General features: G+C 53.6%; 21 protein-coding genes and 1 rRNA gene. 2 read left to right on the top strand and 20 right to left on the bottom strand.

Annotation, left to right across the window (positions count from 1 at the left end):
- Positions 1-79: ribosomal RNA gene (rrf, locus tag L6R44_RS25025) — 5S ribosomal RNA — on the top strand; the annotation flags it as partial.
- Between the two features lie 106 nt (positions 80-185).
- Here rrf and L6R44_RS13820 read toward each other — a convergent pair.
- The 7 genes from L6R44_RS13820 to L6R44_RS13790 form a co-directional block, all read right to left on the bottom strand.
- Positions 186-944 (bottom strand): amino acid ABC transporter ATP-binding protein, encoded by a 759-nt coding sequence (locus tag L6R44_RS13820; protein ID WP_014171880.1) that lies wholly within the window; start codon positions 942-944, stop codon positions 186-188.
- Between the two features lie 7 nt (positions 945-951).
- Positions 952-2,055, bottom strand: coding sequence for an amino acid ABC transporter permease (locus L6R44_RS13815; RefSeq protein ID WP_237424528.1), 1,104 nt, complete (start codon positions 2,053-2,055; stop codon positions 952-954).
- 9 nt (positions 2,056-2,064) lie between these two features.
- Complete coding sequence (locus L6R44_RS13810; protein WP_032642463.1) at positions 2,065-3,246, bottom strand: amino acid ABC transporter permease; 1,182 nt, start codon at positions 3,244-3,246, stop codon at positions 2,065-2,067.
- 67 nt (positions 3,247-3,313) lie between these two features.
- Positions 3,314-4,339: an amino acid ABC transporter substrate-binding protein gene (locus L6R44_RS13805; protein ID WP_237424524.1), complete on the bottom strand. Its 1,026-nt coding sequence runs from the start codon at positions 4,337-4,339 to the stop codon at positions 3,314-3,316.
- 473 nt (positions 4,340-4,812) lie between these two features.
- Positions 4,813-5,034: a lipoprotein gene (locus tag L6R44_RS13800; protein WP_008502867.1), complete on the bottom strand. Its 222-nt coding sequence runs from the start codon at positions 5,032-5,034 to the stop codon at positions 4,813-4,815.
- Between the two features lie 304 nt (positions 5,035-5,338).
- Positions 5,339-8,452, bottom strand: coding sequence for an efflux RND transporter permease subunit (locus L6R44_RS13795; RefSeq protein ID WP_237424523.1), 3,114 nt, complete (start codon positions 8,450-8,452; stop codon positions 5,339-5,341).
- An 11-nt stretch (positions 8,453-8,463) separates the two neighbouring features.
- Positions 8,464-9,603, bottom strand: a complete 1,140-nt coding sequence (locus L6R44_RS13790; RefSeq protein WP_237424522.1) for an efflux RND transporter periplasmic adaptor subunit — start codon at positions 9,601-9,603, stop codon at positions 8,464-8,466.
- A 387-nt stretch (positions 9,604-9,990) separates the two neighbouring features.
- Between L6R44_RS13790 and envR the strand changes: the two genes are divergently transcribed.
- Entirely contained in the window at positions 9,991-10,710 is a 720-nt protein-coding gene (envR, locus tag L6R44_RS13785) for an acrEF/envCD operon transcriptional regulator (RefSeq protein WP_237424521.1), read from the top strand.
- Here the strand turns inward: envR and L6R44_RS13780 are convergent.
- From L6R44_RS13780 to msrP, 13 genes are all read right to left on the bottom strand, one after another.
- Complete coding sequence (locus L6R44_RS13780) at positions 10,626-12,707, bottom strand: putative bifunctional diguanylate cyclase/phosphodiesterase (protein WP_032642459.1); 2,082 nt, start codon at positions 12,705-12,707, stop codon at positions 10,626-10,628. The two genes, envR and L6R44_RS13780, sit on opposite strands and share 85 nt — an antisense overlap.
- A gap of 139 nt (positions 12,708-12,846) precedes the next feature.
- The gene (locus L6R44_RS13775) at positions 12,847-13,011 is read right to left on the bottom strand and encodes a DUF2556 family protein (RefSeq protein ID WP_032642458.1); all 165 of its coding nucleotides are present in this window, start codon (positions 13,009-13,011) and stop codon (positions 12,847-12,849) included.
- A 177-nt stretch (positions 13,012-13,188) separates the two neighbouring features.
- Entirely contained in the window at positions 13,189-13,485 is a 297-nt protein-coding gene (fis, locus tag L6R44_RS13770) for a DNA-binding transcriptional regulator Fis (RefSeq protein WP_000462905.1), read from the bottom strand.
- 23 nt (positions 13,486-13,508) lie between these two features.
- Positions 13,509-14,474 carry a tRNA dihydrouridine synthase DusB gene (gene dusB, locus L6R44_RS13765; RefSeq protein ID WP_023309409.1) on the bottom strand — a complete coding sequence of 322 codons (966 nt, stop codon included), beginning with the start codon at positions 14,472-14,474 and terminating at the stop codon, positions 13,509-13,511.
- 330 nt (positions 14,475-14,804) lie between these two features.
- Positions 14,805-15,545, bottom strand: coding sequence for a carbonic anhydrase (locus L6R44_RS13760; protein ID WP_237424527.1), 741 nt, complete (start codon positions 15,543-15,545; stop codon positions 14,805-14,807).
- A gap of 128 nt (positions 15,546-15,673) precedes the next feature.
- A complete protein-coding gene (prmA, locus tag L6R44_RS13755) occupies positions 15,674-16,555 on the bottom strand; it encodes a 50S ribosomal protein L11 methyltransferase (protein ID WP_029741742.1) in 882 nt (293 codons plus the stop codon).
- A gap of 11 nt (positions 16,556-16,566) precedes the next feature.
- Positions 16,567-18,018 (bottom strand): sodium/pantothenate symporter, encoded by a 1,452-nt coding sequence (gene panF, locus L6R44_RS13750; protein ID WP_237424526.1) that lies wholly within the window; start codon positions 18,016-18,018, stop codon positions 16,567-16,569.
- On the bottom strand, positions 18,008-18,250 hold the full coding sequence (locus tag L6R44_RS13745; RefSeq protein ID WP_006178860.1) for a YhdT family protein: 243 nt from the start codon (positions 18,248-18,250) through the stop codon (positions 18,008-18,010). The genes panF and L6R44_RS13745 overlap by 11 nt, the downstream gene beginning before the upstream one ends.
- A 108-nt stretch (positions 18,251-18,358) precedes the next feature.
- Complete coding sequence (gene accC / locus L6R44_RS13740) at positions 18,359-19,708, bottom strand: acetyl-CoA carboxylase biotin carboxylase subunit (RefSeq protein ID WP_023333644.1); 1,350 nt, start codon at positions 19,706-19,708, stop codon at positions 18,359-18,361.
- A gap of 10 nt (positions 19,709-19,718) precedes the next feature.
- Positions 19,719-20,180: an acetyl-CoA carboxylase biotin carboxyl carrier protein gene (accB, locus tag L6R44_RS13735; RefSeq protein ID WP_010436174.1), complete on the bottom strand. Its 462-nt coding sequence runs from the start codon at positions 20,178-20,180 to the stop codon at positions 19,719-19,721.
- Positions 20,181-20,201: 21 nt separating this feature from the next.
- Complete coding sequence (gene aroQ, locus L6R44_RS13730; RefSeq protein WP_032642454.1) at positions 20,202-20,654, bottom strand: type II 3-dehydroquinate dehydratase; 453 nt, start codon at positions 20,652-20,654, stop codon at positions 20,202-20,204.
- A gap of 234 nt (positions 20,655-20,888) precedes the next feature.
- Positions 20,889-21,488 (bottom strand): protein-methionine-sulfoxide reductase heme-binding subunit MsrQ, encoded by a 600-nt coding sequence (gene msrQ, locus L6R44_RS13725; RefSeq protein WP_237424520.1) that lies wholly within the window; start codon positions 21,486-21,488, stop codon positions 20,889-20,891.
- Positions 21,489-22,490, bottom strand: coding sequence for a protein-methionine-sulfoxide reductase catalytic subunit MsrP (gene msrP / locus L6R44_RS13720; RefSeq protein WP_237424519.1), 1,002 nt, complete (start codon positions 22,488-22,490; stop codon positions 21,489-21,491).
- Between the last annotated feature and the right edge of the window lie 58 nt (positions 22,491-22,548).

Below are 22,548 nucleotides of genomic sequence, written 5' to 3'. Positions count from 1 at the left end.
TGCCGAACTCAGAAGTGAAACGCCGTAGCGCCGATGGTAGTGTGGGGTCTCCCCATGTGAGAGTAGGGAACTGCCAGACATCAAATAAGTGAGAAGGCCATCCGAAAGGATGGCCTTTTTGCGTTTATGCGCAGAAAAAACGGTAGGCCGGGTAAGGCGAAGCCGCCACCCGGCAGAGCAAACGACTAGTGAATCACCTGCGACAGGAATGCTCGCGTACGTTCTGACTTTGGATGCGCAAAGAACTCATCCGGCGGCGCCTGCTCAACAATCTCCCCACGATCCATAAAGATCACCCGGTCAGCCACGGTTCTCGCGAACCCCATCTCATGCGTGACGCACAGCATGGTCATGCCGGATTGTGCCAGCCCAATCATGGTGTCCAGCACCTCTTTCACCATTTCCGGATCGAGGGCTGATGTCGGTTCATCAAACAGCATAATTTTGGGTTTCATACACAGCGAACGGGCGATAGCCACTCGCTGCTGCTGGCCACCCGAAATCTGGCCGGGAAACTTGTTGGCGTGTTCTGCGATACGTACGCGCTCCAGGTAGTGCATTGCCAACGCCTCGGCTTCCTTTTTCGGCATCTTGCGTACCCAAATTGGCGCAAGCGTACAGTTCTGCAGAACGGTCAGGTGCGGAAACAAATTAAAGTGCTGAAAGACCATTCCCACTTCCTGACGTACGCGCTCGATATTGCGGATATCTTCATTCAGCTCAATCCCATCAACCACGATGCGTCCTTGCTGATGTTCTTCAAGATGATTAATACAGCGAATGGTTGTGGATTTTCCGGAGCCGGAAGGACCGCACAGGACAATGCGTTCGCCCTGCTTAACCTTAAGATTAATGTCCTTCAGAACGTGAAACTGTCCGTACCATTTATTCACGTTTTCCAGCGTAATCATCGCGTCGGCGGGTGTCATTGTTATTTGGCTCATATTTTCCTCAGTGCGGCGTACGCCCGGTGTTAAAGCGCTTTTCCAGATGCTGGCTATAGCGCGACATGCTAAAACAAAAGATCCAGTAGATCAGTGCGGCAAAGACATACCCTTCGGTGGACATGCCCAGCCAGACAGGGTCAACGGTTGCCTGCTGCACGCTGCTAAAGAGATCGAATAATCCGATGATGATCACCAGGCTGGTATCTTTGAAGAGGGCAATGATCGTGTTGACCAGACCCGGGATGACCAGCTTGAGTGCTTGTGGAAGAATGACCAGCCCCTGCGTTTTCCAGTAACCGAGCGCCAGTGATTCCGCCGCTTCGTACTGGCCCTTAGGCAACGCCTGCAGACCACCGCGCACAACTTCAGCGACATAAGCGGACTGGAAGAGAATCACCCCAACCAGGGCACGGATCAGCTTGTCGATGGTTGTCCCTTCCGCCATGAACAGCGGCAGCATGACCGAGGACATAAACAGAACGGTGATAAGCGGTACGCCGCGCCAGAATTCAATAAAGATAACCGAGAGCACGCGTACGATCGGCATTTTTGAACGCCGTCCCAGGGCAAGTAATATCCCCCACGGTAGAGCACCGGCTATCCCTACTGATGCGATAATCAGCGTCAGCGTCAGCCCGCCCCACTGGCGTGTTTCAACACGTTCCAGCCCCAGGAAACCGCCATACAACAGCATCCAGACGATAATCGGGTAAACCACCGCCCAGACGGCAATATAGCGTCCGCGATAGGGCAGCTTTTTCCAGAACATGACTGCGACAGAGATCAGGCCAACAGCCAGCGCGAGGTTGATCCGCCAGCGCTGTTCATGCGGATACAATCCATACATGAACTGCCCGAAGCGCTCATGAATAAACACCCAGCAGGCGCCCGATTTTGTACAGTCTGCTCGGGTTGAACCGACCCAGTTGGCCTGTAAAAACGCCCAGTTCAGCAGGGGAGGAATCAATTCCCACATGAGCCACAGGCAAACAATCGTCAGCAGGCTGTTACTCCAGCTGGAGAACAGATTCTTGCGCGCCCAGAGGATGAAACGTCCACCTGTCGAGTTGGCAGGGCGCGAGGAGTGCGAAAGTATCGCTTTTGTCATCATAGATCCTTAGCGCTCGACCAGTGCTATACGACGGTTATAAAGGTTCATCAGCAGTGAAATCACCAGGCTGATGATCAGATAGACAGACATCGTGATGGCGATGGTTTCAATGGCCTGTCCGGTCTGGTTAAGTACGGTTCCGGCGAAGAGTGACACCATATCCGGGTAACCAATGGCAGCGGCCAGCGACGAGTTTTTGACGATGTTAAGGTACTGGCTGGTCAGGGGCGGAATGATGACCCGTAAAGCCTGCGGAATGATGACCTGGCGAAGCGTCACGGGATGGGGCAATCCCAGCGAGCGTGCCGCCTCGTGCTGTCCGTAAGGTACGGCCTGGATCCCTGCACGAATAATCTCTGCGATGAACGCGGACGTGTAAATCGACAATGCCAGCGTCAGGGCTGCCAGCTCGGGAATTAATACCATCCCGCCCTGAAAGTTAAAGCCACGCAGATGGGGAATATCCCAGTGCAAAGCAGCGCCAAACAGCCAGTGTGCGATGAGCGGCAGGCTGACGATCAGAACAGCTGCCGTGGGCCAGGTTCTGCGAAGCTGACCGGTTTTGATCTGATGATTGCGGTTAAAGCGGAATACCCCGGCAGAGAGGGCAAGCGCTACTGCAATCGCGCCGATGAAAGCATACAGTCCTTCACCCGGCTGAGGAGAAGGAATGTACAACCCGCGGTTACTCAGGAAAAACAGCTCAAACGCGTCGACGGCCTGGCGGGGACCGGGAAGGTTACGCAGTACGGCGAAATACCAGAAGAAGATCTGCAGAAGCGGAGGGATATTGCGGAACGTCTCGATATAAACCGTAGACAGTTTCCGCAGGAGCCAGTTTTCAGAAAGACGCGCCAGGCCAATAAAGAAGCCCAGAATCGAGGCAAAGACGATACAAAGCGCCGATACCAACAGCGTATTCAGTAAACCGACCACGAACACGCGTCCGTACGTGTCACCTTCCTGGTAATCAATAAGATGCTGAACAATGCCAAACCCCGCGCTGCGATCCAAAAATGCAAAACCGGAGGTGATGCCGCGGTTATTCAGGTTGGTGATGGTGTTATGGATGAGATACACGGCGATGAGAACAACCGCAACGATAGCAATAATCTGGAATAGCCAAGCGCGGACCGCGGGATGAGAAAAGGATAGCGATCCTTTTACGGCTGAGCGGCGATGGGACATAAAGAAACCTCGGTAACCATGACTCTGGAGTGGGCACTGCCCGAGCAGTGCCCGTTACAGCTATGACTTAACGTACTGGTGGCGCGTACTGAATGCCGCCGTTGTTCCAGAGATTGTTCTGGCCGCGTTTGATCTTCAGCGGGCTTTCCGATCCCACGTTGCGTTCAAAGATCTCCGCGTAGTTGCCCACCTGCTTGATGATGTTGTAAGCCCACTTGTTATCCAGCTTCAGATCCTTGCCGAAATCGCCTTCTTTGCCGAGCAGGTGCGCCATATCCGGATTGGATGGGTTAGCCGCTTTCTCATCAACGTTTTTCGAGTTGATGCCCATCTCTTCTGCGTTCAGCATGGCAAACAGCGTCCAGCGAACAATGGAGAACCAGTCCTCATCACCACGGCGAACGACGGGGCCGAGAGGTTCTTTGGAGATCACTTCAGGCAGGACAATCCACTCTGACGGGTTGCTCAGCTTAATACGTAACGCATACAGCTGTGACTGGTCAGAGGCCAGCGTGTCGCAACGGCCGGATTCCAGCGCTTTGGCCGATTCATCCGAGCGGTCGAATGTCACCGGGGTATATTTCATGTTGTTTGCTTTGAAATAATCGGCGACGTTCAGCTCGGTATCGGTGCCCGCCTGAATACAAACGGTGGCACCATCCAGCTCCCTGGCGCTTTTCAGGCCAGCTTTATTGTGGGTCAGAAAGCCGATGCCGTCATAGTAGGTTACGCCCGTAAATGACATCCCCATTCCCGCGTCACGGGAAGACGTCCAGGTGGTATTACGGGAGAGCATGTCGACCTCGCCGGACTGCAGCGCCGTAAAGCGTTCTTTCGCCGTCAGCGGGGTATATTTTACTTTGCTGTCATCGCCAAAGACGGCAGCTGCAACGCCACGGCAGACATCCACATCAATACCGGTAAATTTGCCGTTCGCATCGGCATAAGAGAAGCCAGGCAAACCGTCACTGATACCACATTGAACAAAACCTTTCTTTTTAACGGCATCCAGTGTCGTTCCCGCATGGGCTTGACCGGCTACAGCAAACAACATGCCTGCAGCGGCCAGGCTGGCTATCATCGTCTTTTTCATAATGCATCCTGTGTGGCGAAATTTATCGTTATAGAGGCGTTTTTAAACGCTTTACCTGTCTGTGGCCTTGGCCGACGTTTATAAAGCAAACGTAATGCCAGTTTTGCGTTCGACAAAATAAGAGTGGAGTGAACGCTTAATGCTGAGTGTAGACAGGCTTAAATAAAACGAGCGCCCCGAAACGGTGCGAAATTACAACCTGTGCCACAAATCGGAGCAAAAGTTTCAGGTCTGGTCGGGAAAAAGAAGAGATAGTTTCCGGTGTGAATATTGGCAGGGTATTCAATAATATGAATGTGTGAAAATCATCACGATAGACCAGGTAATTTAAATGAGCATACGAAAAAGATGTGATGGACTTCAGGCAGGTATTAATTACGTGAATGAATACGGGGCTATTTTTTTACTTATTTGAAAATACTGCACTCATTAAAAGCAAAAGCGCGGCCGGGGCCGCGCTTTCTCAACAGACGTTACTTCGTCAGGGCAACAATACCCAACGTCAAACCCGCCACTGCGGCAGCACCGCCGGCGATAGCACCCGCAGTCTCCCAGTTATCCTGGGTGGTGCCTTTCATACAGGTATTGGTATGGACCAGTCGGCCCTGGTCGTCGTAAACCGGTACACATGGAGAGTCGTGCGCGCAACCAGCGAGCAGCGCAGCGAGAAGTGCAACGGAAATGAATCTTTTCATGATGTTACCTCAGTATTATTTCTCATCCGCAATAAAGCCAGGAGGGCTATTAACGAACTGGAGGTTATTTTACCATCGGCATAACTCCCCGTTACACGAGGAATAATCTCAAATTATGTAGTTTGTAAAAATCGTGGAGAAAAGTCGGTTTCAGGATGAATTAATGGAGACATTGTGAAGCTGCAAGAGACTGTTTTTACTTAATGCAAATCATCCTGTTATTTAAACGGCCTTCATGTAAAACCTAATTCATTGTTAATGTTAAAAATAAAAAAGGCACCAAAGGTGCCTTTTTAGGGAAACATTAATCTTTATGGTGAGTAAACCGCCGCCGGACAACCACAAAGAAGACGGGCACGAAGAAAATCGCCAGAAGCGTTGCAGAAAGCATGCCCCCCATCACTCCCGTACCAACGGCGTTTTGCGCGCCGCTGCCGGCCCCGGTGCTTATTACCAGCGGCATGACGCCAAGGATAAAGGCCAGAGACGTCATCAGGATCGGTCGAAGGCGCATTCGTGAAGCCTCCAGGGTGGCTTCAATAATGCCTTTGCCTTCTTTATCCATGAGGTCTTTTGCAAACTCGACGATCAGAATGGCGTTTTTCGCCGATAAACCAATCGTTGTCAGCAGGCCGACCTGGAAATAGACGTCATTGTTTAACCCGCGCAGTGAGGCTGCGAGAAGCGCCCCGATGACCCCCAGCGGCACAACCAGCATGACGGAGAACGGAATGGACCAGCTTTCATACAGCGCTGCCAGACACAGGAACACCACGATCAGTGAAATGGCGTACAGTGCAGGCGCCTGGTTACCCGAGAGCCGCTCCTGGTAAGACATCCCCGTCCAGTCATAGCCGATGCCTGTAGGCAGTTTTGCCGCGAGGCTTTCCATCATTACCATCGCCTCACCGGTACTTTTACCCGGGGCTGACTCACCGAGGATCTCCATAGAGGGCATCCCGTTGTAGCGCTCCAGGCGAGGCGAACCATAGACCCACTTCGCGTTGCTAAAGGCGGAGAACGGGACCATTTTTCCATTCGCGCTGCGCACGTAAAGGTTGTTGATATCTCCCGGCAACATACGGAACTTCGCATCGGCCTGTACGTAGACCTTTTTCACGCGCCCATGATCGATAAAGTCGTTCACATAGGTGCCGCCTAAGGAAGTCGAAATCGTCTGGTTAACGTCAGAAAGACTAATGCCCAGCGCCTGCGCTTTCTCCTGGTCGACATCCAGCTTGAACTGAGGCGTATCTTCAAGGCCGTTAGGACGCACGCGAACCAGCAGGTCAGGATGCTCTTTCACCATGCCGAGCAGCTGGTTACGCGCCTGCGTCAGCTGGGTATGCCCCAGGTTAGCCTGATCGATCAGTTCAAAGTCGAAGCCCGTCGCGGTGCCCAGCTCAATAATGGCAGGCAGGTTAAACGGGAAAACAAGCCCATCTTTAATCTGACTGAAGGCTTTCGTCGCGCGACCCACAATGGCTTCGACGCCATTTTCCGACCCCTGGCGCTCCTCCCAGGGCTTCAGGCTGATGAAGGCAATACCGGAGTTCTGACCCTGGCCGCTAAAGCTAAAGCCGTTTACGGTAAAGACGGATTCAACGTTTGCCTTCTCTTTGTTCAGGTAGTAATCCTGAACCTGGTCGAGGACCTGCTGAGTACGCGTTTGGGTTGCCCCTGCCGGAAGCTGCACCATCGTCATAAACACCCCCTGATCCTCTTCAGGTAGGAATGAGGTGGGCAAGCGCAGGAAGAGCACCGCCATCCCAGCGACGATAATGACGTACACCACCAGATAGCGCCCGGTCTTACGCAAAATACCGCTCACGCTGTTGCTGTAGTGATCCACGCTCTTATCAAAAAGCGCATTAAACCAGCCGAAGAAGCCACTTTTCTTCTCATGATGGTCACCGGAGACGGGCTTAAGCAACGTTGCGCAGAGGGCGGGCGTCAGGATAAGCGCAACCAGTACGGACAGCGCCATAGCGGAAACAATAGTCAGTGAGAACTGACGATAGATCGCCCCCGTTGAGCCGCCAAAAAAGGCCATCGGAATAAAGACCGCCGAGAGCACCATGGCGATCCCCACCAGTGCGCCCTGGATCTGCTCCATCGACTTCTGCGTGGCCTCTTTCGGCGGCAGTTTGTCCTCGACCATGACGCGTTCAACGTTCTCAACGACCACGATGGCGTCATCGACCAGCAGACCTATCGCCAGCACCATGCCGAACATCGTTAGGGTATTGATGGAGAAACCGAACGCCGCCAGAACCGCGAAGGTACCCAACAGAACGACCGGTACCGCGATGGTCGGGATGAGCGTCGCACGCAGGTTTTGCAGAAACAGGTACATCACCAGGAAGACGAGAACGATCGCTTCAAACAGGGTCTTCACGACTTCGTGAATGGAGATTTTTACAAAAGGCGTCGTGTCATAGGGATAGACAACCTTAAGTCCCTGCGGGAAGAACTCCTGCAGTTGCGCCAGCTTGGTCTTAATCGCTGCCGCAGTGTCCAGCGCATTTGCTCCGGTCGCCAGCTTAATCCCCAGACCGGTTGCTGCCTGCCCGTTGATTTTAGTGACCATGTTGTAGTTTTCGCCACCCAGCTCAATACGCGCCACGTCCTTCAGATGAACCATCGAGCCATCCTGATTGACCTTGAGCGTCACGCGGCCAAACTCCTCCGGTGATTTCAGGCGGGTTTGCGCGATGATCGAGGCATTCAGCTGCTGCCCGGGAATGGACGGCGCTCCGCCCAGCTGACCTGCCGCTATCTGATCGTTCTGCGTTTTCAGCTGATTGATAATATCCAGCGGCGTCAGCTGGTATTTGTTCATCGCGTTGCTGTCGAGCCAGATGCGCATCGCATACTGAGCGCCAAACAGCTGGACGTCACCGACACCAGACGTTCGGCTGATGGCATCTTTGACGTTTGAGGCGACGTAGTCTGAGATATCATCCTGCGTGAGATTTTTGTTGTCTGAAACAAAACCGGCGACCAGCAGGAAGCTGCTGCTGGATTTCTCCACGCCAATCCCTTGCTGCTGCACCTCTTGCGGCAGCAGCGGCATCGCGAGCTGCAGCTTGTTCTGTACCTGCACCTGCGCGATATCCGGGTCGGTACCTGACTCAAAGGTCAGGGTGATGGTGACGTTACCCGCTGAATCGCTGGTGGAGGACATATACATCAGGTTATCGATGCCGTTCATATTTTGCTCGATAACCTGAGTCACGGTATCCTGCACCGTTTGCGCATCAGCGCCCGGGTAGGTCGCGGATATCGCGACGGCGGGAGGGGCAATGGTCGGATACTGTGCGACGGGAAGTTTGAGAATAGCCAGCCCGCCTGCAATCATCAAAATGATGGCCAGCACCCAGGCGAAAACCGGTCTCTGAATAAAGAAATTAGCCATGTCGTCGTCCCTTAACCGGCTGGCGTCGTGGTGGTATCCGGCGTCGCGACGACGGTTACCCCTGGTCTGACTTTTTGTAGCCCGCTGACAATCACGCGGTCACCGTTTTTCAGCCCTTCTGTCACCAGCCAGCGATCGCCAATTGCCTGCGGGGCGACGACGGTACGCGGTTCAACCTGGTTTTTATCGTTTACCACCATGACGGTTGCATCGCCTCGTGGTGTACGGGTCACGCCTTGCTGTGGCACCAGAATCGCATCTGGCTGGGTGCCTTCATCAATGCGCGCGCGAACAAACATGCCGGGTAACAGCAGGTGCTGAGGGTTCGGGAAAATGGCGCGCAGGGTAATCGAGCCGGTACTTTCATCAACCGTGACGTCTGAGAACTGTAATGTGCCTTTCAGCGGATAGGGCTGTCCATTTTCCATCAGCAGCTCAACGCTGCTGGCCGTGTCGCCTTTCTGCAGGCTCGTCTGTTTCAGGCGCATAAAGTCATTGCTGGACTGAGTAACATCGACATAAATCGGATCGAGCTGCTGGACCGTTGCCAGCGCTGCGGCTTGCCCGTTCGTCACCAGCGCCCCTTCAGTCACGCTGGATTTCCCGATACGACCATCAACAGGAGAGGTCACTTTGGTATAGGCGAGGTTGATTCGTGCGCTTTCAACGCCGGCTTTTGCGGCAATCACGCTGGCATCTGCCTGCTGAGCCGTCGCCACGGCCTGGTCATACTCCTGCTTACTGACATATTGGGTGCCTACCAGCGGGAGATAACGTTTTACCGTCAGGTGCGCAATATTGGCCGCCGCCTGAGCCTTCGCCAGTTCGCCTTTCGCGCTCTCATAGGCGGCCTGATAGGTCGCAGGATCAATCTGATAAAGTGAATCACCCGCTTTTACATCGCTACCTTCCGTAAAATTACGACGCAGGATAATACCGCTAACCTGAGGACGAACCTCTGCAACGCGGAACGCATCCGTTCTGCCCGGGAGTTCAGTGGTGACAGCCAGCGGGGCGCTTTTCACAATATGCACGCTGACCTGGGGCGCCTGCGGATGTTGTTGTGGGTTTTTCTGGCCATCGCATCCTGAGAGCAGTACCGCGCAGACAATGAAACCGGCTAAGGGTAAGCGTCTGAAATGAATCGTCATTACTGTTCCTTTAAATATCCATCAACCGATATATGCCGCAAATCGGTGGCTGGGGCAGAGGGATAAAAATAAAATGTAGCTGCGTATAATAATGAGGGTATTTAATGTTTTTTAATTTATAAGTGCGAATGACCGTGCTTGTAGAAAAAAATCAGAATCAGACTCGGTCCATTCAGAGATATACTTCAGGCCTGTAAATCAGGTAAATGGATTTAACGCGCCTTAATTATTCATGTCATCAATTTAATTGGTTTGATGTATTTGTATCTCTTATAAATTAAGAGGGCTGACTTTTTTTGTGCAAAATTAAAACTGATTTTAGGGAATACTTACATTTGCATGAACGCAATATTACCTTTAAACCTTATGAGTAAAGAGTAGTTGCCTATGGCGCGTAAAAAGAAAGAAGAGGCTCTACAAACCCGGCAGCAGCTGATTGAGGCGGCAATCGGACAGTTTGCGACGCGCGGCGTAGCCAGCACGACGCTGACGGACATAGCCGATGCAGCACAGGTGACGCGCGGTGCAATCTATTGGCACTTCAACAGTAAAACTGAAATATTTAATGCCATCTGGGAGCAGCAGTTACCGCTCCGCGACATTATTCGCGACAGGCTTTCTCTCTCTGATAATGACGATCCATTGTTAAAACTTCGTGAGCAATTTATTACTGCGTTGCAGTATATTGCCCATGAACCCCGGCAGTGTGCGCTTTTACAAATTCTGTATCATAAATGTGAATTTAGCAGCGATATGATTTCAGAGAGAGAAATCAGAAAACGGATTGGATTCAATGATGACACGCTGCGCGCCACGCTCGAGACCTGTATTTCGCGGAATATCATTTCGCCAAAGATGAATGTGGATCTCACCTTGATTGTTTTCCACGGTTTTTTTAGCGGAATAATTAAAAACTGGTTAATGAATAATGACAGTTTTAATCTTTATCAGCAGGCTCCCGCGCTGGTCGATAGCATACTGGCGACACTTCCTGTCATTCGCGTGTCGCCTGATGTTGAAGCTTATAGCTCGACGCCTGGTAACATTTCCCCTCGGGCACAAAGTGCTTCTATGGTCTGCGGGCTGGCGGGTTTACCTAATAGATAACCCTGAAGGGTGTTACAGCCCAGCTCGGTTAAAAAGGCCTGCTGTGCTTCGGTTTCCACACCTTCAGCCACGACTTTCAGGTTAAGCGTTTTAGCGAGGGCCACAATCGCAGAGACAATGGTGGCATCCTCGCTTTCGCCGCTAAGCTCTTTCACGAATGCCCTGTCGATTTTCAACTCACAGGCCGGTAAGCGCTTGAGATACAGCAAGCTCGAATATCCGGTGCCAAAATCATCAATGGAGGCCTTCACACCCGCATCCGTCAGCTCTGTCAGCACCCGCACGCTCTCATCCGGGTTGCTCATTGCCGTCGTTTCCGTCACTTCGAGGATCAACATTTCCGGCGGTACATGGTGAAGTGCCAGACAGTCGAGAACTGTGTTAACCAGCGAAGGTTGTTCAAACTGCAGCGTCGAGAGGTTTACCGCCATTGACCAGCTTTGATGCCCCTGAAGATGCCACTCCCGCAGTTGACGGCAGGCTTCGTTAATCACCCAGTTACCAATAGGGATAATCAGCCCCGTTTTTTCCGCTAGCGGTAGAAAAAGGTCCGGCGTCAGGAGGCCCTGCTTAGGGTGCTGCCAGCGCAATAACGCCTCGAATCCGAGTAAAGGTCCCGCAGGGGCGTGAAATTTTGGCTGATACAGCAGGCGTAGCTCATGGCGATCGATCGCCATCCACAGATCGTTCATTAGCTGAAGATGGGTCTGCGCCAGGGAGTTCATGGAGGGCTGGAAAAAATGGTAACCGTTACGGCCCATATGCTTCGTGTGATACATCGCCGCGTCGGCGTTAAACATCAGCTCGCGCTCGGTTTTGCCGTCGTGAGGATACAGCGCGATACCTATGCTGAGGGTCACCATCAGTTCATAGGGGCCGAGAGTGAACGGACTATCGATCGCGCGCACCAGCGCATTCGCCAGCGATGCCGCGTCGTCCGGGCCTTCTCCCTCTGCCAGCAGAACAAATTCATCACCGCCGATACGTGCAAGCGTGAACTGGCCTTTCAGAAGCTGCAGCAGACGCTGCGTAACGGCGACCAGCAGCCTGTCGCCGACATCATGGCCGTAGGCGTCATTGATGGCTTTAAAGCCGTCGAGATCCATGAACATCAGGGCAAAGTGGCTCCCTTCACGATCGGCTTTGCTGATGGCCTGATCGAGTCGGTCTTCCAGCAGGATACGGTTGGGCAGGCGCGTCAGGGTGTCGTGCAACGCCAGTTGAGCAAGTTCCCGGTTCGCTTCTGCAAGCGATGAAGCCAGAAGGGCGGTACGTGCCTGAAGGCGGGCATCCAGCATCGACACCAGCAGGGTGATGCCAAGAATAGAGAGCGCGACGACGCTGACCAGCACCGCCAGCCAGCTTCCGTTAATCCCCGCATGATGAACCATTGTGGACATGGGAAACTGCGCTGCTTTCATTCCGGCATAATGCATACCGGCAATGGCAATCCCCATCGTGATGGCGGCCCCCATGCGCATCAGCACGACCTGCGCGGCTTCACGACGCAGGCGGAAGGTCAGCCACAATGCCGCGAGAGAAGCGGCAAGCGCAATCGCGACCGAAATGGCCACCCAGAGCTTGTCCCAGACAATCCCCGGCTTCACTTCCAGCGCGGCCATGCCGGTGTAATGCATAGCAACAATACCGCTTCCCATCACCAGCGCGCCGGGCAGCAGACGGCGCAAGCGTAATTGCTCGCAGCTCACGAGCCATAGCGCGAACAGTGACGAACCCACGGCGATGACCATGGATAACACCGTCAGGCTGGCGTTGTAGCTCATGCTCATTGAGAGGTCCATCGCCAGCATGCCGATAAAATGCATGGCCCACACGCCAATGCCCATAGCAATACCTCCCCCAGCGAGCCAGACGCGGGCAGCGACGCCCTCACTCCCGGCGACGCGTGCAGCCATGTTCAGTGCGGTATAGGCCGCAAGAATAGCCACAACAAAGGAGAGGACGACAAGGATAGGGTTGTATTGGCTGGCCAGCATGGACGGTTCTACTCAAGTCTGGGGTTACGCTAGAGCGGTTGAGAAGGGCGAGACATTATCACCGTCAGGTAATGGCTCAAAGGGATTTAAATCCCCGTTTTTAGTGGGTAATCACGGGGTGACGTGCGCAATCGGGTGGTTAGTCGAGCTCTGAGCAGTTCACGAGCTTCAGCGGATTGACGGAGTTCATATTGCGACACTTGTCGGTTTCGGTGCTCATCAGTTCTATCCACTGCATCAGGAGTGCATCGAAAACGAGAACGAAGATTGCAAAGACAACCAGCCACCAGTATTTACGAATCATTGTGTCATTCCGCGAGAAGAGCGCCAGTAAGGTGGGGGAAATATACACGAAAAACCGAGGTTGGAAAGCGGGATAAGCGAAGGTTTACAATGCGTTGACGGAGCGGGGCAGGGAATAAAAAAGGCGCTTCCCCATGCCGAAGAGCGCCTTTTTAAACAAGCATTTAACTGATTAGTATCAGTTCATGCCGTATTTTTTCAGTTTCTTACGCAGAGTACCACGGTTGATACCCATCATCAGCGCAGCGCGGGTCTGGTTACCGCGGGTGTATTGCATCACCATGTCCAACAGTGGCTGTTCAACTTCAGCCAGTACCAGCTCATACAGGTCATTAACATCCTGACCGTTCAGTTGAGCAAAATAGTTCTTCAGTGCCTGTTTAACCGAGTCACGCAGGGGCTTTTGAGTTACCTGGTCCTGAGAGTTAACGGTAGAAACGGTCAGTACGTCAGAATTTACGCGTTGTTCGAACATAGTTCTGTCAGCTCTTTATTTCATTACGCAAGATTTTCGAAGTATGCCTCCAACGCCTCCAGCTGTACGCTGGCATCCTCTATGGCGTTGAATGTGCGCCGAAACTGGTCATCTGGAGCGTGCTCCTGGAGATACCAGGAGACGTGTTTACGCGCAATTCGGTACCCTTTTGCCTGACCGTAGTGGTCATGCAGTTCCCGAACATGCGAACAAAGCAAGCGCTTAACCTCTGCCAAAGGCAGTGGCGCAAGCAGCTCCCCAGTGTCCAGATAATGCTGGATTTCCCGGAAGATCCAGGGTCTTCCCTGAGCGGCACGTCCTATCATCAGAGCATCAGCTCCCGTATAGTCGAGCACAGCTCTGGCTTTAAGCGGGTCAGTTATGTCGCCATTCGCGATAATCGGAATGGAAACTTTCTGCTTAACTGCCCGAATGCTGTCGTATTCAGCTTCGCCGTTGAACAAACAGGCGCGAGTGCGTCCATGAATGGTCAGGGCCTGAATGCCACAATCTTCGGCCAGTTGGGCAATCTCTACACAGTTACGGTGTTCCGGCGACCAACCCGTGCGAATCTTTAACGTAACAGGAACGTCCACCGCGCTGACAACCGCCGTCAGGATAGCTTTCACCTGGTCGGGGTATTGCAGAAGGGCTGAACCTGCAAGCTTGCGATTCACCTTTTTGGCCGGGCACCCCATATTGATATCAATAATCTGGGCACCACTTTCCACGTTAATCCGCGCGGCATCTGCCATCTCTTCAGGTACGCTTCCGGCAATTTGCACGGTGCGGATACCCGGTTCATCAACGTGCACCATCCGAAGGCGGGATTTGTCGCTTTCCCAAACCTGCGGGTTAGACGACATCATCTCGGATACGGTTAAACCGGCTCCCATCTCGTAGCACAGCGTCCTGAACGGCCGGTCTGTAATACCTGCCATAGGGGCTGCGATCAGGCGATTTCTAAGCTGGTGGTGTCCGATGCGCATGAGTTAAGAAATGACCATACTGTGACTGCAAGGCGGCGTATATTACGCATTTTTTGCACGAGATGAAAGGCCAAACTTTGAACAATCTACTGCGGTAGATCAAGGAATCGCCGCTCAATCTGTCCGTTCAAAATTATTCACTATTTAAATCATTGTGTTATACGTGAATGGTTATTTTATGGGCGCTTACAATTTCCCGTAACTTCTCATCATTTCTGAATAAATGCATTACAGAAGCGGGATAATCTGCTGTTTTTAGCAGCAGATTTTCCCACTTCTTTGCGATCTGCGTCGCATTTTAGAACATGATCGTCATGCGAAAAGTGCGTCTTATTCGACCACAACACGCCCATGCAGCGGCTGTACCGGACGGTTATTATCGTGATGCATGGTATGGGTAAATTTCTCAAGCTGTTCTGCAGACACCGTCAGGGGCTGCTTAAGCACAATCCAGGTGACGCCTTCTGAACACGGCGGGGTAGTCAGTGAACCGCTAAAGCGCCAGTACGTTTTATCCTTTGGCAGCAGTGTGTTCAGGTTAAGATCCTGTTTGATGGAGACGTTCTGTTCGGCCTGCTGCGGCATTACGCCCCACAGCTTTTCCAGCTCCGGATTCGCAGCACCTTTATCAAACATGACGGCCACCACCGTCAGTTCTCCACTGGCATTTTTATGTACCAGATGCATCTCCATCGCGTACTTCTTGCCATGCACGGTATTTTCGCTCGGCGCATGGAAGTGGAACTGCTGTAACGTCCAGGTTTGCTTATCCAGAGTGATGGTATCGCGGGTGTCAGCCTGTTCGCTGGCCTGAATGGTATGTCCGTTGTTTGTCAGCGTAACCGGGCCATCAACGTAGTGCGTTTGCAGCGGGGAGAGATGGGCGTTAGCGGTCGAATCAATATTAATAGGTGACTGGTTCATTCCGCTTTGACAGGTCTTGTAGGCCTCGTCCAGCTCGCCCCAGTGTTCCGGGGAACCTTCCCCTTCGTAGCTCCAGTGTGACGCAAATGCTGAAGCCGAAACCATGCTCAGCGCCAGCAGCGCTACCTTGCCTGTAATGTGTTTCATCATATTCTTCCGGTGAATTTTTATAATACAAATCAACATGATTTGTGAGGTTATTTTACCGAAGAATGGCCGGGGGAGAGAGGATTATCAGCGGGGGAAAGGCGTGGTCAGATGACCACGCCAAATGCTTATTTTTTACGGCCGGTGATGCGGCACCACTCTTCTTTTTCCACCACCGGGTCGAGGGCAAAGAGATCGGCGTAGGCTTCACACACGCTGTCCGCCTGGCTTGCCAGGATACCGGAAAGCCCCAGCAGACCGCCCTCAACGGGCAGCACGCTAATTAATGGTGCCAGCTCGCGCAGTGGGCCCGCCAGAATGTTTGCGACCACCACGTCGGCTTTCATGGCTTCTGGCTGGGCATCCGGCAGATACAGCTCCAGACGATCGGAGACGCCGTTACGCTCGGCGTTATCCCGGCTGGCCTGAATCGCCTGCGGATCGATATCGATCCCGATGGCTTTAGCCGCGCCCAGTTTCAGGGCGGCAATGGCAAGGATCCCGGATCCGCAGCCAAAGTCGATCACCGTTTTACCGTCCAGATCGAGACCATCCAGCCACTGCAGGCACAGGGACGTCGTTGGATGCGTACCGGTACCAAACGCCAGGCCCGGATCGAGCATCACGTTAACCGCGTTTTCATCCGGGACATCGCGCCAGCTTGGGCAGATCCACAGACGCTTGCCGAACTGCATCGGGTGGAAGTTATCCATCCACTCGCGTTCCCAGTCTTTGTCTTCCAGCTGTTCGATTTTGTGCACAAAACCCGCGCCCAGCAGAGGATGATTCTCCAGAATCGCGACAACCTCTTTCATGTCCGTCTCGGCATCAAACAGGCCAATAACGTCGGTATCACCCCACAGGCGGGTTTCGCCCGGCAGCGGCTCAAAGACTGGCGTGTCATGCGTGTCCTGGAAGGTGATAGAGACCGAACCGGCCTCCATCAGCGCGTCGCTCAGCTCTTCGGCGTTAGCGCCGGTTGTATTCAGTTTTAGTTGGATCCACGGCATGGCAAAACTCTTTATTTATCAGTAGAAATCATAGCGGGCTGTGGGACGGGCTGACCGAAACGGTTCCCGACCACAAACGCCAGTAAACTTAACAGCAACGATGGGACAATCGGATGGAAGCCCAGGTACTGAATCTTAAACGTCGCGAGAACGGCATACAGCACGCCGCCGACAATCATGCCGCTCAGCGCGCCCGCAGCGTTCGCACGCTCCCAGTAGAGCCCTAGCACCAGCGGCCACAGAAATACCGCTTCAAGCCCACCAAACGCGAGCAGGTTGAGCCAGATGATCATCTCCGGCGGCCGCCATGCGGCTAGCAGCAGCAGGGCCCCTAATACCAGCGTAATGACGGCCGACATACGCTTCAGGCGTCGTTCATTCTCTACCTGCTCAGGGCGCAGATTGAGATAGAGATCTTTAATGATAGTCGCGGAGCTTTGCAGAAGCTGGGCATTAATGGTGGACATAATAGCGGCCATTGGCGCCGCGAGGAAAATCCCGGCGGCAAATGGTGGAAGCACCTTGACCATCAGCGTCGGGATCACCAGATCCGGCACGGTAAGATCAGGGATAACCGCTCGTCCTAATGCACCCGCCAGATGCATTCCAAACATCAGGACCGCGACGACGATGGTCCCGATGATGATGCCTTTATGAACAGCTTTGCTGTCTTTATAGGATATGCAGCGCACGGCGGTATGGGGCAGACCAATGACCCCGAAGCAGACCAGCACCCAGAACGACGTCATAAATGTCGGCGAAAGAATATCGTCTGCACCCTCCGGCGAGACCAGTTTCGGGTCAATCGCTTCAAGGGTTTCCACCGCATGAGTGAGTCCACCCGCCGCATGAACAATCCCCACCAGCAGGACGATGGTGCCGATGAGCATAACCAATCCCTGCAGGGTATCGTTCAGCACGCTGGCGCGGAATCCGCCAAACGCAGTATACAGCGCAATGCTGACGCCGAAGATGATCAGGCCTGTCTCGTAGGGGATACCGGCCGCCGTTTCCAGCAGGCGTGCGCCACCAATAAACTGCACCGTCATTGCGCCAATAAAGGCCACCAGCAGGCTCAGGCTTGCCAGCCACACCAGTAAACGGCTCTGATAGCGGGCAAACAGCATATCGTTGAGCGTCACGGCATTATAACGGCGTGCAAGAATGGCGAACTTTTTACCCAGTATACCCAGCGAGAGCCAGACGGCAGGCAGCTGGATCATGGCCAGCAGCACCCAGCCTAACCCGTACTTATAGGCGGCGCCGGGTCCTCCGATAAATGAACTGGCGCTGATGTAGGTGGCAGTCAGCGTCATGGCCAGCACGACGCCGCCCATCGAACGGCTACCAAGGAAATACTCGTTCAGGAAGGTGCCGGTCGTCCGTTTACGCATGGCATAAACGGACAGCCCAAACACGACCAGCAGGTATGCGACAAGCGGCAGAATGACTTCAAGCTGCATCATCGTCCTCCAGCGGAATATCGCGATAAATAAATTTCACCATTGCCCAGCACAGCAGAATGAAGACCAGCGGTACCAACAGACACGCCATTTCAAACCAGTGCGGCAGGCCGGTGATGCCGATAGCGGAGTCTGGTAAGTAAGCAGTTACTAACCATGCAGCAAGATAGAGAAGGGTCAGCCACAGCGCCCAGCGCGCTTCTTTATGGGCCTGAACAAAACGTTTGTCCATTTTTTGTCCCTTGTGGATGAAGAAAGCGGGGATTGTACATCATGAGGCTTTCCTGGCCCCAGAAATAAAAAAGGCCGGATAATCCGGCCTTTTCGCACGCGAGCAGTCTTACTTTTCGTTAAGACCGAGTTTCTTCTCGAGATAGTGGATATTGGTTCCACCATTCTGGAAGTGCTCGTCGCTCATGATACGCATCTGCAGATCAACGTTGGTTTTGATACCGTCGATGATCAGCTCCTGCAGGGCATTCTTCATGCGGGCAATCGCCACGTCACGGTTTTCGCCGTAGCAGATGAGCTTGCCGATCATTGAGTCATAGTACGGCGGTACGGTGTAACCGGCGTAGATATGAGACTCCCAGCGCACGCCAAAGCCACCCGGCGCGTGGAAACGCGTGATTTTACCCGGGCTCGGCAGGAAGGTGTTCGGGTCTTCGGCGTTAATACGGCACTCGACCGCATGGCCTTTCACCACAACTTCTTCCTGCTTGATGGACAGCGGCTGGCCCGCTGCAATACGCAGCTGCTCTTTGATCAGGTCAACGCCGGTGATCATTTCGGTAACCGGGTGTTCAACCTGAATACGGGTGTTCATCTCGATGAAGTAGAACTCGCCGTTTTCGAACAGGAACTCGAACGTACCCGCACCGCGATAGCCGATATCAACGCACGCTTTGGAGCAACGCTCGCCGATGTAGCGACGCAGTTCCGGGGTAATGCCCGGTGCTGGCGCTTCTTCGACCACTTTCTGGTGACGACGCTGCATGGAGCAGTCACGTTCAGCCAGATAGATAGCGTTACCCTGGCCGTCTGCCAGCACCTGAATTTCGATGTGGCGTGGGTTTTCCAGGTATTTTTCCATGTACACCATGTCATTGCTGAACGCGGCTTTCGCTTCAGCTTTGGTCATGGAGATGGACTGCGCCAGTTCAGCATCGCTGCGCACAACGCGCATACCGCGACCGCCGCCGCCGCCGGACGCCTTGATGATCACCGGGTAGCCAATGCGTTTAGCATGAGCACGGTTAGCATCCATGTCGTCGGTCAGAGGGCCGTCAGAGCCTGGTACGGTTGGTACACCGGCTTTTTTCATCGCCGTGATTGCAGACACTTTGTCGCCCATCAGGCGAATGGTGTCGGCTTTCGGGCCGATGAAGATAAAGCCAGAGCGTTCAACCTGCTCAGCAAAGTTGGCGTTCTCAGAGAGGAAACCATAACCCGGATGAATTGCCACCGCGCCGGTGATTTCAGCGGCGCTGATGATAGCCGGGATGTTCAGATAGCTTTTTACGGACGGAGCCGGGCCAATACAGACCGTCTCATCCGCCAGCAATACGTGTTTTAAATCGCGATCCGCGCTTGAGTGCACAGCCACGGTCTTGATGCCCAGTTCTTTACAGGCACGAAGAATACGCAGTGCGATCTCGCCGCGGTTGGCGATAACAATTTTATCCAGCATGTTCGCCTCGTTACTCGATGACGACCAGCGGCTCGTCAAATTCAACCGGCTGACCACTTTCGACCAGAATCGCTTTCACAGTACCTGATTTGTCTGCTTCGATCTGGTTCATCATTTTCATCGCTTCAACGATGCACAGGGTATCGCCTACGTTGACTTTCTGACCCACTTCGATGAACGCCTTCGCGTCCGGGCTCGGGGTGCGGTAGAAAGTACCAACCATTGGGGAACGTACGATGTGACCACTGATTTCTGCTGCAGCGGCAGGTGCGGCTTCTGCTGCTGGCGCAACGGCTGCGGAGAGCGCAGGCTGCTGCACTGGCGCAGCATAAGCTTGCTGCATTACCGGGAAGCTAGCGGCTGGGGCTGCACGGCTGATGCGTACAGACTCTTCGCCTTCAGAAATTTCCAGTTCGGAGATGCCTGATTCTTCAACCAGCTCGATCAGTTTTTTAATCTTACGAATATCCATGAGTGGGTTCCGTACTCTTGTTTAGTGTGATTGTGACAAGCGTTTTACCGCTGTCTGTAAAGCGTATGAATAGCCGTCAGCGCCAAGTCCACAGATAACGCCAGCAGCGATATCCGACAGATATGAATGGTGGCGGAACGGCTCTCGGGCGTGCACGTTACTAAGGTGGATCTCGATAAACGGGATACTCACCGCGAGCAGTGCGTCGCGGATAGCAACACTGGTGTGCGTAAACGCGGCCGGATTGATCAGGATATAGTCCACAGTGTCTTTAGCCTGATGAATACGGTCGATGAGTGCGTACTCCGCGTTCGACTGAAAATGATCCAAATCCACATTCAGCGACGCTGCTTCCGTTCCCAGACGGTTAACAATTTCACTCAATGTTAGCGTGCCGTACTTCTCTGGCTCACGGGTGCCGAGCATGTTCAGGTTCGGTCCGTTCAAAACTAAGATATGGAACTTATCAGTCATTATGCCGCTATCTCCTGCGATTTTCGGGTAAAAAACAAAATATACCTTCGAAACGCAAATGTCACCTTTTCAGAGGCTTAAAACCGCTGTAAGGCGAACCAAGGTCGCACATTATAACGATTTCGTAGCATTTAGCAGCTAAATACTGGTCTTATCAGGGAAGATTATCAACCGCTATCCGAAAAAGATTTGCGGTTGAGGGGTAATCTGCGGGAAAACGCACAGTTTCGCGAACTATCGTAACCACTGGCGGAACTTCTTGTAACGCCATGCTAAAAGCGCCACGGCGGCCAGTGCGTACAGGATCGGCTGCGGGGAGAGGATCTTCACCGACCACAGGTAATGAATGGGCACGAGGATCGCAACAAGATAGACGAAGTTGTGCAGCAGCTGCCAGCGCCTGCCCAGTTTTCGCTGCGCATACTGCGTAGAGGTCAGCGCCAGCGCCAGTAAAACCACCCAGCTCACGATACCCAGCGTCAAATAAGGGCGCGTCACCAGTTCGCGGCCAAGCAGTGCCAGATTGTTAATTCCCAGTTCCAGCAGGGCATAGCTCGTGAGGTGCAGCGTCGCCCAGGCAAAACACCATAGCCCTAACAGCCGACGGGTGCGTATCAATAATGGCTGTTTAGCGTAGCGCGCCAGCGGCGAGACGAGCAAGGTGGCCAGTAAGAATTTCAGAGCCATCCGACCGGTAAAATGCTGGATATCCTTTGCCGGATCGGCGCTAAAGAGCCCCTGGCTGGCGGCCCAGAACAGCCATATAAAAGGAAGTAACCCGGCCAGGTGCAGCAGCACTTTCAGCCAGGTGATTTGTTTTGCCGTTAAACGCACTCAGAAGTTCTCCCGTAAATTGAGGCCACGGTACAGCGAGGCCACTTCATCTGCATAGCCGTTAAACAGCAGCGTCGGCTGGCGCTTAACGTCCAGCGCACCGCCGGAACCGATAAACCGCTCGGTCGCCTGCGACCAGCGCGGGTGATCCACGTGCGGGTTCACGTTGGCGAAGAAACCGTATTCGTCGGGCGCCGCCAGATTCCAGGTGGTTGGCGGGCGCTCGCGGGTGAGCTTAATGCTGACGATAGACTTAATCCCCTTGAAACCGTACTTCCACGGCACGGTTAAACGAATGGGGGCACCGTTCTGCGGCGGAAGCGCCTTGCCGTACACGCCGACGGTCAGCAGGGTAAGCGGGTGCATCGCCTCATCGAGGCGTAACCCTTCCACATAGGGATATTCAAGCCCGCCGCCGATAAACCGGTCTTTTTGCCCGGGCATCTCGTCCGGCGCATAGCGCGTCTGGAAGGCGACATATTTTGCGTTGCTGGTGGGCTCAACCATCGCCAGCAGCTTATGCAGCGGGAAGCCTACCCAGGGCACCACCATCGACCAGGCTTCCACACAGCGCATGCGATAGATACGCTCTTCGAGCGGGAAGCGGGTGGTGAGGTCATGATGATCCAGCGTCAGGGGTTTCGCCACTTCGCCATCAATCTTCAGCGTCCACGGATCGGTTTTGAGACTACCGGCGTTGGCGGCAGGGTCGGCCTTATCCAGACCAAATTCGTAGAAGTTATTGTAGCCAGTGACTTTATCTTCCGGCGTCAGCGTCAGTTTGTTTTGCCATTCGGCCGGTTTTGTAAAGGTGAGCGGGGCGCCGGACGGGGCCTTCGGCCGATCGTTGCCTTTAAACCAGTCGAGCAGGTCGGCGTGTGCTGCAGGCGAGAGCGATAGCGCGGTGGCGCTGATGCCAAGCATTTTCAGGATCTGGCGGCGCTGTAACATAAAGACAGACTCAGACGTTACGTCGGCTTCCGTCAGCTTTCGGTTTTTCATGGCATCCTCCGTCATGCGTTTTCCTAAGCATGACGGAGGAGAGGGATTCGCGCGAATA

The organism is Enterobacter cloacae complex sp. ECC445 (assembly GCF_021892025.1).
Taxonomy (GTDB): domain Bacteria; phylum Pseudomonadota; class Gammaproteobacteria; order Enterobacterales; family Enterobacteriaceae; genus Enterobacter; species Enterobacter chengduensis.
The sequence above is the reverse complement of the archived record's forward strand: the minus strand, read 5'-3'. Positions and strand labels throughout refer to the sequence as shown.

What these genes read in the sequence shown, in the direction of transcription:
- L6R44_RS13820 (WP_014171880.1), bottom strand. Translation starts at nt 944, where the DNA reads ATGAGCCAAATAACAATGACACCCGCCGACGCGATGATTACGCTGGAA.
- L6R44_RS13815 (WP_237424528.1), bottom strand. Translation starts at nt 2,055, where the DNA reads ATGACAAAAGCGATACTTTCGCACTCCTCGCGCCCTGCCAACTCGACA.
- L6R44_RS13810 (WP_032642463.1), bottom strand. Translation starts at nt 3,246, where the DNA reads ATGTCCCATCGCCGCTCAGCCGTAAAAGGATCGCTATCCTTTTCTCAT.
- L6R44_RS13805 (WP_237424524.1), bottom strand. Translation starts at nt 4,339, where the DNA reads ATGAAAAAGACGATGATAGCCAGCCTGGCCGCTGCAGGCATGTTGTTT.
- L6R44_RS13800 (WP_008502867.1), bottom strand. Translation starts at nt 5,034, where the DNA reads ATGAAAAGATTCATTTCCGTTGCACTTCTCGCTGCGCTGCTCGCTGGT.
- L6R44_RS13795 (WP_237424523.1), bottom strand. Translation starts at nt 8,452, where the DNA reads ATGGCTAATTTCTTTATTCAGAGACCGGTTTTCGCCTGGGTGCTGGCC.
- L6R44_RS13790 (WP_237424522.1), bottom strand. Translation starts at nt 9,603, where the DNA reads ATGACGATTCATTTCAGACGCTTACCCTTAGCCGGTTTCATTGTCTGC.
- envR (WP_237424521.1), top strand. Translation starts at nt 9,991, where the DNA reads ATGGCGCGTAAAAAGAAAGAAGAGGCTCTACAAACCCGGCAGCAGCTG.
- L6R44_RS13780 (WP_032642459.1), bottom strand. Translation starts at nt 12,707, where the DNA reads ATGCTGGCCAGCCAATACAACCCTATCCTTGTCGTCCTCTCCTTTGTT.
- L6R44_RS13775 (WP_032642458.1), bottom strand. Translation starts at nt 13,011, where the DNA reads ATGATTCGTAAATACTGGTGGCTGGTTGTCTTTGCAATCTTCGTTCTC.
- fis (WP_000462905.1), bottom strand. Translation starts at nt 13,485, where the DNA reads ATGTTCGAACAACGCGTAAATTCTGACGTACTGACCGTTTCTACCGTT.
- dusB (WP_023309409.1), bottom strand. Translation starts at nt 14,474, where the DNA reads ATGCGCATCGGACACCACCAGCTTAGAAATCGCCTGATCGCAGCCCCT.
- L6R44_RS13760 (WP_237424527.1), bottom strand. Translation starts at nt 15,545, where the DNA reads ATGAAACACATTACAGGCAAGGTAGCGCTGCTGGCGCTGAGCATGGTT.
- prmA (WP_029741742.1), bottom strand. Translation starts at nt 16,555, where the DNA reads ATGCCGTGGATCCAACTAAAACTGAATACAACCGGCGCTAACGCCGAA.
- panF (WP_237424526.1), bottom strand. Translation starts at nt 18,018, where the DNA reads ATGCAGCTTGAAGTCATTCTGCCGCTTGTCGCATACCTGCTGGTCGTG.
- L6R44_RS13745 (WP_006178860.1), bottom strand. Translation starts at nt 18,250, where the DNA reads ATGGACAAACGTTTTGTTCAGGCCCATAAAGAAGCGCGCTGGGCGCTG.
- accC (WP_023333644.1), bottom strand. Translation starts at nt 19,708, where the DNA reads ATGCTGGATAAAATTGTTATCGCCAACCGCGGCGAGATCGCACTGCGT.
- accB (WP_010436174.1), bottom strand. Translation starts at nt 20,180, where the DNA reads ATGGATATTCGTAAGATTAAAAAACTGATCGAGCTGGTTGAAGAATCA.
- aroQ (WP_032642454.1), bottom strand. Translation starts at nt 20,654, where the DNA reads ATGACTGATAAGTTCCATATCTTAGTTTTGAACGGACCGAACCTGAAC.
- msrP (WP_237424519.1), bottom strand. Translation starts at nt 22,490, where the DNA reads ATGAAAAACCGAAAGCTGACGGAAGCCGACGTAACGTCTGAGTCTGTC.